Source organism: Mesorhizobium sp. YR577 (assembly GCF_900116595.1).
Taxonomy (GTDB): domain Bacteria; phylum Pseudomonadota; class Alphaproteobacteria; order Rhizobiales; family Rhizobiaceae; genus Mesorhizobium_M.
The window spans coordinates 245,893-259,933 of sequence record NZ_FPBI01000010.1 but is presented as its reverse complement, the minus strand read 5'-3'; the positions used below and the strand labels follow the sequence as shown (position 1 = coordinate 259,933).

The following is a 14,041-nucleotide window of genomic DNA, read 5'->3' as shown; positions in this document are numbered from 1 at the left end:
CTGCCGGCATCCTCTCCCCGTATAGGGACGGGGAGAGGAAGGCTGGCCGCAACGTCGACGCTCCCCTCTCCCCGTCCTTCACGGGGAGAGGGTAAGGGTGAGGGGCAGCGCAGACCTTACCGACCAAGTCCCATCGCCGCAAAAACCTCTAGCTTCGCGGCTTGAGGTTCTCCGGGTCATACAGCGGCTTGTAGCCAACGGCAGCCACTTCCACCGGATAGGTCTCGCCAAAATATTCGACGCTCAGTTTGCGGCCTTCCTGGCAGTAGGCCCAGGGAAGGTAGGCAAGCGCGATGTTCTTGCCGAGGGTCGGGCCGTAGGCGACGGAAGTCGTGTAGGAGCGGCGGCCGAGGTCGTCGATCAGCACAGCGCCGGTGTCAGCGTCGATGACCGGCATCGTGCCGACGGGATAGCGCTTCACGCCCTTGCTGTCAGTGTTCTCCGTCATGACGAGCGTGCAGAGCATGGCGGGCTGGTGCTCGCGCGCCTTGTATTCCAGATGCTTCGCCTTGCCGCGGAAATCCGCTTCCTTGACCTTCGGACGGGCAAGATCGGCTTCGATGAGGTTGTACTGGGTCAGGAGATCGCCGTTCTGCAGGCGCAGGCTCTTTTCCATGCGGCGCGAGTTCGCGTAGGTCTCGACGCCGAAGGCCATGACACCCGTGGCGCGCAGCGCATCCCAGACGGCAAGGCCGTCCTCGTACTTCATGTGCAGTTCCCAGCCCTGCTCGCCGACATAGGAAATGCGGAAGGCGGTGACCGGCTTGCCGGCGATTTCGATCTGCTTTATCGCGGCGAAGGCGAAGTTTTCGATGTCGAGGCCGGCCGGGTCGGCGACCACCTTTTTCAGCGTGTCGCGGGCATTCGGTCCCCATATGCCGATGGTGATGAATTTTTCCGAGACATCGGTGATGGTGACGTCGAGGCCACGATCTTCGGCAACGCGCTTCATGTAATGGAAGTCGCGCGGGCCGGCATCGGCGCCGTTCACGAGGCGGCAGCGGTCGGCCAGGCGGAAAACGGTGAAGTCGGCGCGCACCATGCCCTCGTCGTCGAGGAAGTGAGTGTAGACGCCCTTGCCGATGTTGCCGTCGCCACCGATCTTGGCGGCGCAGAGCCATTCGAGAAGCTCGACATGGTCCGGCCCTTCGATATCCACCATGTGGAAATGCGAGAGGTTGACGATGCCGCAATCCTCGCTCATCGCCAGATGCTCGGCATTGGAGACGCGCCAGAAGTGGCGGTTGTCCCATTCGTTCTCGCGCACCGGCACGCGGTTGCCGTATTTTTCCAGAAGGTGCTCGTTGGCCTTGTAGCCATGCGCACGCTCCCAGCCGCCGAGTTCCATGAAGTAGCCGCCAAGCTCGACTTCGCGCTCATAGAAGGGCGAGCGCTTGACGTTGCGGCCGGTGGCATAAGGTTCGCGGGTGTGCACGGCCGGGAAGTAAATCTTTTGGGCAGCCTCGTAGGTTCGGCCCTCGATGAATTTCTCTTCAAGCTGGTGCGGATAGAAGCGCGCGTAGTCGATTGAGTTGTGATCGATCTCGGTGCGGCCGTCCGTCATCCAGTCGGCGATGAGCTTGCCGTAGCCGGGACCGTCCTTCACCCAGATGGCGACGCAATACCAGAGACCGCGTACCTTCTGGCTCTCGCCGCAGGAGGGACCGCCCGCAGCCGACACCTGAAGCAAGCCGTTGAAGGAGTGGCTTTCATTGTAGCCGAGTTCGCCGAGGATCGGCGTCAGTTCCATGGCCTTTTCGAGCGGCTCCATGATCTGTTCCATGTCGAGGTCGCGCTGCGAGGGCGACAGGCGCGCCTGGTGCTTTTCGAGAATGTCGCGTGGATGGCAGAGGCGCGGATTGGTGGTCTCGTAATAGCCCCACTCGATCTGGCCGCCTTCGGTGGTCTTCGGGTCGCCGGTGTCGCGCATATAGGCGGAGTTGCCCTGGTCGCGCAGCAGCGGGTAGCCGATCTCCTTGGCCGTCCCTTCGAACTCGTTATAGGGGCCGAAGAAGGTCAGCGGATGGTCGACCGGCATCACCGGCAGGTCCTCACCGACCATCTCGGCGATCAGGCGGCCCCAGATGCCGGCGCAGACGATGACATGGTCCGCCATGATCGTGCCGCGATGCGTGACGACACCCTTGATGCGGCCATTCTCAACGAGGAGCGAGGTCGCCGGCGTGTTGCCGAAGACCTTGAGCTTGCCGGATTTTTCGGCGGCATCGACAAGCTTGCCGGCAACCGTCTGCGAGCGCGGGATGACGAGGCCGGCATCGGGATCGAACATGCCGCCCATGACCTGATCTTCCTCAATCAGCGGGAACATCTTCTTGATTTCAGCCGGAGAAACGTAGTGCGCACGGGTGCCGAACGCCTTGGCGGAAGAAAGCTTGCGCTTGATCTCTTCCATCCAGGTATCGTCGCCGGTGCGCGCGACTTCCAGGCCGCCGATGCGGGCGTAGTGGCCCATCTTCTCGTAAAAATCGATGGAATACTGGGTGGTCCAGACCGAAAGATAGTCGTGGCTGGTCGTGTAGCAGAAGTCGGAGGCATGCGCCGTCGAGCCGATGTCGGTCGGGATGCCGGACTTGTCAATGCCGACGATATCGTCCCATCCGCGCTCGATCAGGTGATGGGCGATCGAAGCGCCGACGATCCCGCCCAACCCGATGATGACGACCTTCGCCTTTGCCGGAAACCCTGCCATTGCCCGCGACTCCAAAGTGGTAATGCGGGCAGACTATAGGGCGAGCGGGCAGCGCGATTGCAGCCTGTTTGCGACATTCCAAAAAAGCCGAGCGACGGGCCGAAGCTTAAGTTTTCAGTGCGTCCTTCGAGGCTCGCTTTGCGAGCACCTCAGGATGAGGGAGGTTGGTACTTCACGCCCAGTTCTGAAACGCCCAGTCTATCAGGACTTGGGCGAAGAATGGCTCCTACTGCCCTCATCCTGAGGTGCTCGCAAAGCGAGCCTCGAAGGACGCACCAAATAAACCGCCGACTACCCGCGAAGGAATTCAAGAAAACGCCCAGATGTCCTCGGCGTAGATGCCGACGTGATAGCCGGCGGTCTTCAGCTTGACGACGACATTGCCGATCTCAGTCGCCGGCAGCGCGCCGATCTCGACCTTGATCATGCCCGGGCGGTAGCGCTCGAGGTCGAGCTGGTCGAAGACGATCCAGTCGGCACCCTCGCAATCGACCAGGAAGGCGTCGATATGTTCGACCTTGTTGCGGTCGAGCACGGATTGCAGCGTGTCGGAGGGAACTTCGATATCCCTGAGGTAAGGCGCGAATTTCTTGAAATCGATATCCGCCTCGCCCCAGGCATTCTTGCCTGACATCAGGTTGGTGTCGGTGATGGAAGAGCAGCCGATGAACTCGATCGGCAGCGTGCCGGCTTCGAGGGCTGCCGCGTCAAAAGTCTTCACGGTGATCGAGCCGGGTTTTGTGGTGATCGCCAGCGGCTCGATCCTGAAACGTTCGGTATCAGGATAGTTCTTGCGCAGGCGCTGCTGGTTGTAGGGGATCGGTTCGACCAGCACGGCACGCGCATTCGGAATGCGGTGCAGCCACGGCGTCACGTCGTCGAACAATGCGCCGTCGCAGGCACCGACATTGACCATCTGGAAGGGGCGTCCGCGCCCGAAACGGGCATTGAGTGCTGCCCATGCGAGAAACCGCGTGCCCCTGAGCGGGGCGCCGCGATTGAGGATGCCGACCGGAACGCCGAGCGCCAAAACGACGCGAACGAATTCCATGAAGACCGAGGCTTCGGCTCCGTCCATGATCATGCCTTTCCAGGTGCGATATCGAAACGCGGCTTCCACATGACGACGAGCAGCATCGCCATGCCCGCGAGGAAAACGAAGTAGAAACGGTCGTCAGGCAGCGGGAAGCTGGCGAACTTGCCGAGCGTGCCGATGGCCAGTGCGAACATCAGTGCATTCTCGCGGCCAGTGCCGGCTCGGCCCGCGCGCCACAGCAGCGCCCAGCCGGCCAGGATCGCGAGGAAAAGCGGCGGCCAGTCATTGTCGAGCAGCGCGACCGCCGCACCCCGCGCATACCCCTTGATGAAGGCGACCAGCGAAAAGTCAGGGTGGAAGTTTGTCATCGAGTTCTGGATCTCGACGCAGGAGAAATAGAAATGCGCCCACCAGCCGGGATGGCCGCCGAGTTTCGAGATCAGCAGGCAGGCTGCGAAGGACGCCACAAAAGTGAGCGCAATCGGCAAGAGCCGCCAGCCGAAGGCGATGGCAGTCAGAAGCAGCGCGAAAATGAGGATGATGTTGTCCGGCCGCACGAATACCGACAGGAACAGCAGCAGGCAGGCGGCTATGTCCTGCTTCCTGGCCAGCAGATAAAGCGCGCCCATGGACACCAGGGCAAGCAGCATGTCCGGCGTCACCGCGGTTGTCATATGGAACACATCGGCGACGATCAGCGCCGGCGCCAATATGATCGCCCCTTGCAGCGCGTTTTCACGACCAAGCCAGAACAGACAGATCAACGCGAAGCCAAGTGCTGGAAGCACGGAGAGCAGGATCGCCGCCCTTGTGATGCCGGTGATGGGCTCCAGCACGCGCAGCGCTTCGATGTAGCCGAGCTTCACCCGGAACATCGGTAGTTGCGACTCGAAATCCGCCGGGTTTTCCCACTGATGGCGGTTATAGGGGTTGCCGTATTGCAGATTGTAGAGCTGCGCCTCGCGCGCGCCTTCGCTGACAGCCTTCCAGGTCTCGGCGTGAAGCTGCTCCGGGGTCTCCGTGCGGTTCTCAAGCGCGCTGGCGATGTAGGCGACCATGTCCCAGTTGTAGTCCGGCCGCACCCAAGTGTAGGCCGCAACGAACAGGAAGATGGCGAGGAAGAAGACGGCAGCGATCCGGTCGAGCAGCGTCCGGTTCGACGCCGCCCGCCCGAGCGCCTCAGCGGCACCCGTTCCCATCGCCCAACCTATGGCCGTCCCTTGCGACTGTGCCATGCCCTGCCCCCTGCCTTATACCGTCACTTCATCTGCGATTTCACGAAATCCTTGACGATCGACACGATGCCGCGCGACAGGAGATCATCCATCGAATCCACGAGCTTATCGACATGCTCGCGCTGGCAGATCAGCGGCGGCAGCAGGCGGATGACGTTGCGGTTGTATTCGGTAAAGGCCACCAGCACGTCATAGTCGCGCAGTAGCAGCGCGCCGACGAAGCCCGATAGCGAGCCCTTCAGCTTGTCGTCGAGCACGCTGACCACCGGACGCAGCACCATCGGCAGCGTCTGCGAGAAATCGTGGAACTCGAGGCCGACCATGAAGCCCTTGCCGCGAACGTCCTTGATGATCTTCGGATATTTCGCCTGAAGCGCCTGGAGCCGTTCGAGCAGATAGTCACCGGTGACGGCGGCATTCTCGATCAGCCCTTCGTCATAGAGCACGTTCAGCGTCTCGATGGCCGTGATGGAAGCCTCGCCGATACCGCCGAAGGTAGCCGCGGCATGGATCATCGCCGTCTTCGGCGTGCCATAGGCCTTCATGTAGATATCGCGCTTGGCGATCATCGCCGCCATGGCCGACTTGCCGCCGCCGAGCGACTTGGCCACTGCCGTCACATCCGGCACGACGCCGTAATGCTCGAAGGCATAGAAGCGGCCTGAACGGCCGACGCCGCACTGGACCTCATCGGCAACCCAGATCACGCCATGCTTGTCGCACAGCGCGCGCAGCTTCTGCCAGAACTCGGCAGGCGCCTGCACGATGCCGCCGCCGCCCTGAATGGTTTCAAGGATGATGACGCCGATTTCGGGATCGGACTTGAACGCCCGCTCGATCGCGTCGATGTCGCCGAAGGGCACGCGCACGGTGTTGTCGACCAGCTTGAACTCACCGCGATAGAGCTGGCCGTCGGTGATGGCCAGAACGCCCTTGGTCTTTCCATGGAAGGAATTTTCGGCATAGACGACCTTGGACCGCTTCGGGCCGGCGGCGCGTTCTGCGATCTTGATTGCCGCTTCCATCGCCTCCGAACCGGAGGAGCCAAGGAAGACCATGTCGAGGTCGCCGGGAGAGATCTGCGCCAGATTGTGCGCAAGGGCTGCCGCATATTGCGACATGAAGGCGATGGCGATTTCCTGGCGCTTCTCGTCCTGGAATTTCTTGCGCGCCTCGATGATGCGCGGATGGTTGTGACCCAGCGCCAGCGAGCCGAAACCGCCGAAGAAATCGAGGATGCGACGACCATTCTGGTCGACGTAATACATGCCTTCGGCGCTCTCGATCTTGATCTTGTGGAAGCCGAGCAGCTTCATGAAATGAAGCTGGCCGGGATTGAGATGCGCCTTGAACAGGTCGGTCATGCGGGCGACGTCCATCGCCTTGGCCTGTTCGACGCTGATGAGATCGGGCTTGGCGATCGTCACCGGCGAAAGGCTTGGCGCAGCTAAGACGGCACGGGCATCATTGGTGTTCGGCTTGGTCATGACGGTCATCGATATCCCCTATTCGGCCGGAACGTGTTTCGCGGCCACTGCATGACCGTCTTTCTTGGCGCGGTATTCCTTGTAGGCGGCGATCAGCATGTCCTCGTCGCGATACTGCGGCACCCAACCGAGTTGCCGTTCGCCCTTGGAAACGTCGAGAACGCATTCCTCGTCGGCGATCAGATACTGCTCCGGGTCCATGATCGGCATGTTCATCATGTCGAGCAGATCAAGCGTGCGCTTGACCGCCCAGCCCGGCGTCGGGATCAGGATCGACTTCGAACCGGCATGCTTGACCAGATCGCCCAGAAGCTTGCGCACCGGCGGCGGATTGAGCGAGCCGAGATTATAGGCCTCGTTCGGCACGCCGGCCTTCCAGGCAGCGCGCGCAGCTTCGGCGCAGTCGAACACCGAGATGAACTGATAAGGGTTCTTGCCCGAGCCGATCATCGGCACCGGGAGGTTCCAGTCGATCAGCTTGAACAGCTTTTCGAGGATGCCGAGACGACCAGGCCCGATGATGAGGCGCGGGCGGAACAGCGAGATCGCCATGCCGCGCTTGCGCCATTCGACGGCCAGGTCTTCGGTCTTCAGCTTTGACCAGCCATATTCGCCGAGCGGCGCGACCGGGTGCTCCTCGGTCATTGGATAGGTGACGGTGTGGCCGTAGATCATGTCCGTGGTGAAATGGACGAGATTGGACGCGCCCGCCCTGTCCATCGCCTGCATGATGTGCTCGGTGCCGTGAAAATTCACAGGAAAGAAGAAGTCGTGCCGCTTGGCCCGCACCTGGATCGGCGACAGCATCTTGGCGGACAGGTTGTAGACCATATCGTCGGCCTTGATGCCGACAGCGTCCACCGAGGCCGGCTCGGTCACGTCGCACTGGACGAAGCCGACGTTGCGGTAGTGCGGCAGGTCGCTCTTTACGATGTCGGCGACGATCACTTCCTGTCCGTCGGCCAGAAGCTTTGGCGCAAGATGGCGCCCGACGAAGCCGTCGCCTCCGAAAATGACGTGTCTCATTGTGCAAGCTCGCTTGTCTGAACAGGTTTCGAAAGATCGCCCGCTTCTTCGTGTCCGCTGCCGCCCTGGGCAATCAGTATGGTGCCGACACAGATGAAGCCGATGCCGGCGATGCGCCACGCATTGAGGTCTTCACGGAAGACAAAATAGGCGAATACCGCGACCGCGACATAGGCCAGGCTGAGGAAAGGATAGGCGAAGGAAAGCTCTACCTTCGACAGCACGTAGAGATGCGAGGCCATGGAGATGACGAAGGTGGCGAGCCCGGCGAATACCCATGGGCTGAACACGATCTGAAGTATCTTCAGGATGGGATTGACCCCGGCAAAGGTGATCGGCCCAAGCGTCATCATGCCGTGCTTCAGCATCAACTGCGCCGCCGCATTGGTCATGACCGTGAAAAGTATGAATGCGATGTATTTCATGTCCTACCCACCCGTCACGCTCTATAAAACAAAACTGAAAACATTTCATGAAACAGAAGAGTGATTTGAAAAGTTCGATAATAATGAAACGTTTACTATGATTTGCTCACAATTTAATTATTCAGCAGCTTCGACATGCCCGCATTGACGGGCATGGAGCCGCCGCGCCGTGCGCTCCCAGAAGCTCGAGGTAAATGCCGGATCGCGCAGCACTTCCAGCCGCTGCCATTCGGGGAATGACGCCCCGAAAATATCAGCGCCCATGCGGGCATCCTTGTAAGGATTGACCGCGCCGCCTGCGTCGACCGTGATCTCATCGAGCCGCTGCAACAGCGACAGCGTCGACCGGCCGCGGTTCGGGAAATCCAGCGTCAGCGTATAGCCCGGCCGCGGGAACGACAGGATGCCGGGCGAGCGGATCGATCCGAAGCGCTTGAGCACGGTGAGGAAGGAGCCCTGCCCGGCCTGCCGCGCGGCGGCAAGCATTGCCGGTATCGCTTCGCGTGCGACGGCCTCCGGCACCACGCTCTGATGCTGGAACAGCCCGCGCGGCCCGTAGAGGCGGTTCCAGTCGCGCACGCCGTCCAGCGGAAAGAAAAACCCTTGGTAAGGCACGTGATGCTCGGCCGTGTTGCTGCCCTTGCGCCAGCGATAGGCAGCGTTGAAGGCTTTCAGGAACGGCCGGTTGAGCATGTTGAGAGGCGGCTGGAACGGCACGGACAGCCGGGAATTTACTGGAGCCGATACCCGCGCGCCATGCCGGGCATGATTACCGGTCATCAACAGCCCGCGCCCACTTCCCTTGCCGCTAGCAAGCTGGTCGATCCAGGCAACTGCATATTCGTTGGCCGCGTCGGCCTCCTCGGCGAGATTGAAATACTCAGTGAGATTGGCGAAGGGCGTGACCTGTTCCGAAATGTCGATCGAGGGCACGCGCATCAGCCGGATGGAGGCTGACAGGATGATGCCGGACAGGCCCATGCCGCCGATAGTCGCCCAGAACAGGCGCGCATTGCTGGTTTCGGAGCAGCTATATGTCTTGCCGTCCGAGCGCAGCAGATCGAAGGACTCGACATGGCAGCCGAAGGTGCCGCGCCGGTGATGGTTCTTGCCATGGACGTCGTTGGCGATCGCACCGCCGAGCGTCACGAACTGCGTGCCCGGAACAACCGCCGGAAAGAAACCATGCGGCGCAGCATAGGCGATAATGTCCGAAAGCAGCGCGCCCGCTTCCGCTTCGACAACGCCCGTCTCGGCATTGAAGGAGAGGATGCGCTTCGTTGAGCGCATGTCGACGAGGCTTCCGGCCTCGTTTTGGCAGCTATCGCCATAGGAACGGCCATTGCCGTAGGCAAGGAGAGCCCCCGGGTTGGCTGCACCGCTCTTGAGCAGCGCGATGCCTTCGGCAGCAGGCATCGCCCACCGCGCCGGCGCAGTCGTCCGGCCGAAACTGTTATAGGCGGCCGTCATCCGATCCACCCCGCCAGCAGGAGGAGTGCCGCGCCGGTAACCGCTACGACCTGGCTGCGCCAGTCGCGGATGATGAAGACGACGGGATCGTCGTGCATCTCGTCGCGGCGCGCCAGGATCCAGACGCGCATCGTCAGGTAGAGCACCGTCGGCGCCAGCGGCCACACCATCCAGGGATGCGGGTAGAGCTCACGCACCGCCGCGCTGTCGATGTAGAGCGCAAGGACGAGCGCTGCCGAGAAAGCGGACGCCATGCCTGCCTGCGCGATGATTTCCTGATCTTCGGTGCGGTAGCCGCGACCGGCGATACGCTCGCCCGGCGAAAGCACCGAGGAACGCAGTTCCACGTAGCGCTTCACCAGCGCCAGCGACAGGAAGAAGAAGATCGAGAAGGCGAGAAGCCAGAACGACACGTCGACGCCGGTGGCAGCAGCACCCGCCAGGATGCGCACGGTGTAGAGGCCCGCGAGCAAGAGGACGTCGATCAGCAGCATGCGCTTGACGGCCAGCGAATAGGCCGTCGTGGCGACCAGATAGAGCGCCAGCACGCCGGCGAACTCGATCGGCAGGAAAAGGGCCGCAACAACGCTGATCGCGAGCAGGATAGCAGCCGAGGCAAGACCGAACGGGATCGACAGGATGCCGCTGGCGAAAGGCCGGTTGCGCTTGGTCGGATGACGCCGATCCAGCGCCAGATCGAAGAAATCATTGACGATGTAAATCGCCGATGCCGCCGCGCTGAACGAGATGAAGGCGAGCACGCAGGCAAGCAGCATATCCTCGTTGAAATACTCGTGCGACAACACCATCGGCACGGCTATCAGAGAATTCTTCAGCCACTGATGCACGCGCAGCATCTTCAGGATGGTTTTCAGCGTCGGCTTCGGCGTCTCGACGATCTCGCAGCCATGCGCTGCCTGCCAGCGCGCCGCGTGACGGTCGGGCGCCACCACGATCGCCTCGCGCGATGCATCGAAAACCTTGAGGTCGTGCCGGCTGTTGCCGACATAATCGAAACCGGCATCGCCATAAGCCGCGACAAGTGCCGCGCGCTTGCGGCCTGAGGTCAGGTTCTCGAGGCCGTCGGTGGCAAGCACCGCGTCGAACAGGCCGAGATGGGCTGCGATTGCGTCGGCGAATTTGCGCGGTGTGCCGGTGGCAAGGACGATCTTGCGGCCGTTGGCGCGTTCCTCGCGCAGACGTGAAACGAGCACATCACGATAAGCAAGCGAAGCAGGATCGATGTCGACGCGCGCCGCGATCGCCTGCTTGAGGCCAGCCGGCCCCTTGGATAGCCAGAACGGTATGCAGAAGAGATAGAGAGGGTTCTTGCGGATGAGGAGAAACAGCCCCTCCCAGAGCAGATCTCCGGCGATCAGCGTGCCGTCGAGGTCGACTGCAAGCGGTATCGCATTGTTGTCCGATCGCGCATCCATTTTGCGTAGCCCGCCCGTTTCCGCATTACGCCATTTGTAGGCGTTTTGGGCGGGGTATAACTACCATAGCGCTACGGAAGGTTAAACGGGCAGGTTGAAGGCCGCCAAAGGCGAGCGATTTCGCCTGTCATCGTTAAGATTGCGCTACCTCGGACGATAAAAGGCCGGGCAGATCGCCCGGCCTTTCGCCTCCGCCCTTTGCGGGCAATTACTTGATACGGGCCGTTCCGCCCGAGATTTCGATGGTCTCGTTGCCGGTCAGGGCCTCGCGGTCGCCATTGGGCATGGTGACGAAGCAGCCGCTCGGGCAGAACTCCACGGTCTCGCCGCCGGCAAGCGACAATTCGGACTTGCTGCCGCCTTCCGTCACGATCAGCGTGCGGGGCTCGGCATCCTTGTTGACGGCACTCGCGCCAAAGGCAGCGCTGCCCAACCCAAGAAGCACCGTGGCCGCAAGAAGAGATTTCATCATTGCATTGTCGGTGTTTCCACCGCCCCTGTTGCCATTTGCAAGGCGCACCTGCCCCTTGCAACAACCTTATAGGAATTCCAACCTGAACAGCAACTGAATGACACGTTCATGCCACAATTGGTCGCGCGACCGTGTCAGTCCGGATCGGGTCGCTTGGGCCTGCGTTTGGTCGCCCGTTCGACCGCCGCCTTGGCCTTGACCTGTTCCTTTTCGTAGTGCTCGGCCTCCAGCTTGTCGTCGTCGATCGGCCAGTTTTCCTCCGGCGGCGGCTCGATGAAGCGCGCCGTGGAAGGAATGGGAATGCCTTCCTTCCCGAAGGCGTCGAGGATGGCGAAACGGATATCATTCTGGACAATGCTGCCATTGTTGATATCGGCGAGGAAGGCACGAACCTCAAACTCGAGTGCGGCAGCGCCGAAATTGGCAAACAGCACGAAGGGTTCGGGATTCTTGAGCACGAGCGGGTGGTTGCGCGTGATCTCGAGCAGGATCTCGTGGGCGCGCTTTGCATCGAAACCATAGGCCACGCCGACCTTGATCTCGATGCGGCCGAGCTTGTTGCGATGCGTCCAGTTACCGACCGCGCCGTTGATCAGCTCCGAATTGGGAAGAATGACGGTCTGGCGCTGGAACGTCTCGATCTCGGTGGCGCGCACGCTGATCTTTTTCACCGTGCCGGAAGTCGCCCCGGCAACGATCCAGTCGCCGGCCTTGAACGGACGCTCGGCCAGCAGGATCAAGCCGGAGACGAAATTCTGCACGATGTTCTGCAAACCGAAACCGATGCCGAGGGAAAGACCGCCGGCGACAAGGGCAAAATTGGAGAGATTGATGCCGGCAGCCGAGATGCCGATCAACGCTGCAAGCGCCAGACCGGCATAGCCGACCACCGTGCGGATGGAGTTGCGCACGCCGGTGTCGACCTTGCCGCGCGCCATGACGGAATCGTCGAGCCAGCTCTGGAACCAGCGGGTGATGAAATAGCCGATCGCAAAGACGATCAGGCCGGTGACTATGGCAAATGGCGAGAAGGAGAAGGTGCCGATCTTGAAGCCGGTCGCCAGCTTGTTGAGCCAGTTCGCGATGTCGCCCGGCTGGAAACCCCACTGGAACAGAACCAGCGGCAGGAAGACGACGACGATCAGGATGTTGATGCACACACTCGCCGCAAGGCCGAGCTGGTCGAGCGTGGTGTCTTCCGTCTCGAAGCGAGCCTTCAGGCGCCTGCCGATGAAGGTGTTGCCAAAGCTGCCTTCGTCCGACACTGCACGCGCGGCCAGGAAACCTATATAGGCCGTCGCCAGCATCGCCCCGGTGACGACGATCTGCTGCGAGATGAACTGTGCGAAGCTGATATAGCCGAGCAGCGCGGCAACGACCGTGGCGAAGCCGAGAAAATAGAGCAGGAAACGCAAGGTCGCCGGCCAGCGGCGCCGCGATCCTTGTGCATCGATGAACGGCCTGACACTGCCGATGAGAACCAGAAGCACGCCGACGATCACGGCTGCGATAAGGCTTTTCAGGATGGTGACGGAAAGCGGCGAGCTTAGCGTTTCGCTGATCAGCCCCATGAAATAGTCGAGGCCGACAACCAGTGCCATAGCCGTCATCAGCCAGACCAGCACGCGGGCAGGTCGGGATTCGATCGGGATAAGCCGCCAGTTGGGCATGTCCGGCGACAAGGCGGCATGGCTCAGGCGGTAGACGAAGAAGGCGAGGAAAATCACGCCGACAAGGCCGTTGAGATAACTGCCGATATCGCCGCGCAGGACATTGAAATAGTTGAACAGCCCTATCGTCGCGCTCAGGAACACGGAGAGCGCAACGCTTGGCAGCAGCGTCGACCAGAATGCGACTGTCAGCCTCGCAAGATAGGACGGGTCCTCGATCGTCGGATCGCGGTCGATCACCCTTTTGACGAGGCGTTTTCCGATGAATTGCAAGGCGGCGGCAGCCAGCAGCGCAAAGAAGGTCGCGCCGAGCATAGCCTGGAATTTGAACTGGAAGGCGAAGCGCAGCCAGGACGAAATCGACCTGTTGAAGGTCGAGAATTCCGTTTGGATCTCCTGGCCGACCTCCCCGCTGAATGCCTGGCTGAGCTGGTAGCGCTTGGTCAGCATGTTGGCGAACAGGTCGCGGCGCATGGTCTGGATCTTGTTGGCCAACCCGTTGACGCGAACCGACAGGTCTTCCGCCTTGCCGAGCAGGACGTTTATTTCAGCCTTCTCATTTGCCAAAGCGCGGCGTTCGTTGGAAACCATTTCCGGTTCGGGCGGCTGGCCCTCGGCGGGCGGCGCGCCAAGTTGCTCGATGCGGGAATTGATTTCGCCGAGGCGCGGGCGAAAGGCCACGCCACTTTCGAGCAGAGCCTTGTCGACCGGCTCCAGTTCGCTCCGGATTTCGACGAGGCCGACATCATCTTCCGCGCTCGCATCGATTTTCTTTTCTATGGCATCGACTTGAGCGGTTATAGCCTCGATCTTCTGCCGCTGATCGGCAACGATCCCGTTTGCGGGCGGGGCAGCATCGGCAACCGTGTCCGAAGGCTGCGCGATTGCTGCCACCGGCCCGGCAGCTGCCAGAACAGCCAGCAGGGTCAGGACGGCAAAGCGCCGCAAGAGTATGGAAAAGAGATTGATCGGGCGACTCACTGGCTTCCAGAACCGGTTGTGAAAAGTCGCCCAGTGATAAAGATGGCGCGCCAACGGGGCAAGCCGCCTTGATCCGGCAGGCCAAAGTCGGCC

At 61.3% G+C, this 14,041-nt stretch carries 10 protein-coding genes; all 10 read right to left on the bottom strand.

The features are described 5' to 3' along the window. Positions 1-148: 148 nt before the first annotated feature. The gene (locus BM413_RS16790) at positions 149-2,710 is read right to left on the bottom strand and encodes a GcvT family protein (RefSeq protein ID WP_091915017.1); all 2,562 of its coding nucleotides are present in this window, start codon (positions 2,708-2,710) and stop codon (positions 149-151) included. Between the two features lie 307 nt (positions 2,711-3,017). Beyond that, positions 3,018-3,794 (bottom strand): FkbM family methyltransferase, encoded by a 777-nt coding sequence (locus tag BM413_RS16785; RefSeq protein WP_244537898.1) that lies wholly within the window; start codon positions 3,792-3,794, stop codon positions 3,018-3,020. Next, positions 3,791-4,981 (bottom strand): hypothetical protein, encoded by a 1,191-nt coding sequence (locus BM413_RS16780; protein WP_139238603.1) that lies wholly within the window; start codon positions 4,979-4,981, stop codon positions 3,791-3,793. The genes BM413_RS16785 and BM413_RS16780 overlap by 4 nt, the downstream gene beginning before the upstream one ends. 23 nt (positions 4,982-5,004) lie before the next feature. After that, positions 5,005-6,477 (bottom strand): aspartate aminotransferase family protein, encoded by a 1,473-nt coding sequence (locus tag BM413_RS16775; protein ID WP_091915015.1) that lies wholly within the window; start codon positions 6,475-6,477, stop codon positions 5,005-5,007. Between the two features lie 9 nt (positions 6,478-6,486). After that, positions 6,487-7,494 carry an NAD-dependent epimerase/dehydratase family protein gene (locus BM413_RS16770; RefSeq protein WP_091915013.1) on the bottom strand — a complete coding sequence of 336 codons (1,008 nt, stop codon included), beginning with the start codon at positions 7,492-7,494 and terminating at the stop codon, positions 6,487-6,489. Beyond that, a complete protein-coding gene (locus BM413_RS16765) occupies positions 7,491-7,919 on the bottom strand; it encodes an EamA family transporter (RefSeq protein ID WP_091915010.1) in 429 nt (142 codons plus the stop codon). Before BM413_RS16765 ends, BM413_RS16770 begins: the two co-directional genes overlap by 4 nt. 117 nt (positions 7,920-8,036) lie before the next feature. Next, positions 8,037-9,389 (bottom strand): FAD-binding oxidoreductase, encoded by a 1,353-nt coding sequence (locus tag BM413_RS16760; protein ID WP_091915008.1) that lies wholly within the window; start codon positions 9,387-9,389, stop codon positions 8,037-8,039. Next, positions 9,386-10,825 (bottom strand): UbiA family prenyltransferase, encoded by a 1,440-nt coding sequence (locus BM413_RS16755; RefSeq protein WP_091915006.1) that lies wholly within the window; start codon positions 10,823-10,825, stop codon positions 9,386-9,388. The genes BM413_RS16760 and BM413_RS16755 overlap by 4 nt, the downstream gene beginning before the upstream one ends. 208 nt (positions 10,826-11,033) lie before the next feature. Continuing rightward, on the bottom strand, positions 11,034-11,297 hold the full coding sequence (locus tag BM413_RS16750) for a hypothetical protein (RefSeq protein WP_091915004.1): 264 nt from the start codon (positions 11,295-11,297) through the stop codon (positions 11,034-11,036). Positions 11,298-11,431: 134 nt separating this feature from the next. Further along, complete coding sequence (locus BM413_RS16745; protein ID WP_244537897.1) at positions 11,432-13,948, bottom strand: mechanosensitive ion channel family protein; 2,517 nt, start codon at positions 13,946-13,948, stop codon at positions 11,432-11,434. Positions 13,949-14,041 lie beyond the last annotated feature (93 nt).

Bases quoted from the DNA above. Each gene is read 5' to 3' on its own strand.
- BM413_RS16790 (WP_091915017.1), bottom strand. From the start codon at position 2,710: ATGGCAGGGTTTCCGGCAAAGGCGAAGGTCGTCATCATCGGGTTGGGC.
- BM413_RS16785 (WP_244537898.1), bottom strand. From the start codon at position 3,794: ATGATCATGGACGGAGCCGAAGCCTCGGTCTTCATGGAATTCGTTCGC.
- BM413_RS16780 (WP_139238603.1), bottom strand. From the start codon at position 4,981: ATGGCACAGTCGCAAGGGACGGCCATAGGTTGGGCGATGGGAACGGGT.
- BM413_RS16775 (WP_091915015.1), bottom strand. From the start codon at position 6,477: ATGACCGTCATGACCAAGCCGAACACCAATGATGCCCGTGCCGTCTTA.
- BM413_RS16770 (WP_091915013.1), bottom strand. From the start codon at position 7,494: ATGAGACACGTCATTTTCGGAGGCGACGGCTTCGTCGGGCGCCATCTT.
- BM413_RS16765 (WP_091915010.1), bottom strand. From the start codon at position 7,919: ATGAAATACATCGCATTCATACTTTTCACGGTCATGACCAATGCGGCG.
- BM413_RS16760 (WP_091915008.1), bottom strand. From the start codon at position 9,389: ATGACGGCCGCCTATAACAGTTTCGGCCGGACGACTGCGCCGGCGCGG.
- BM413_RS16755 (WP_091915006.1), bottom strand. From the start codon at position 10,825: ATGGATGCGCGATCGGACAACAATGCGATACCGCTTGCAGTCGACCTC.
- BM413_RS16750 (WP_091915004.1), bottom strand. From the start codon at position 11,297: ATGATGAAATCTCTTCTTGCGGCCACGGTGCTTCTTGGGTTGGGCAGC.